Origin of the sequence: Enterobacter sp. ENT03, assembly GCF_019218745.1 — a bacterium.
Lineage (GTDB): Bacteria > Pseudomonadota > Gammaproteobacteria > Enterobacterales > Enterobacteriaceae > Enterobacter_D.
Genome location: NZ_JAHUXA010000062.1, coordinates 1 through 257 on the forward strand (window position 1 = coordinate 1; position 257 = coordinate 257).

General features: G+C 52.9%; 1 rRNA gene. It reads right to left on the reverse strand.

Annotated features, from left to right (window positions below):
- Nucleotides 1-257 (reverse strand): 23S ribosomal RNA (locus tag KW828_RS21750); the annotation flags it as partial.

The window sequence follows — 257 nt, forward strand, 5'->3', positions numbered from 1 at the left end:
TAGCTTATGCCATTGCACTAACCTCCTGATGTCCGACCAGGATTAGCTAACCTTCGTGCTCCTCCGTTACGCTTTAGGAGGAGACCGCCCCAGTCAAACTACCCACCAGACACTGTCCGCAACCCGGGTAACGGGTCCACGTTAGAACACCAGCCATTAAAGGGTGGTATTTCAAGGTTGGCTCCACAAGAACTGGCGTCCTCGCTTCAAAGCCTCCCACCTATCCTACACATCAAGGACCAGTGTTCAGTGTCAAG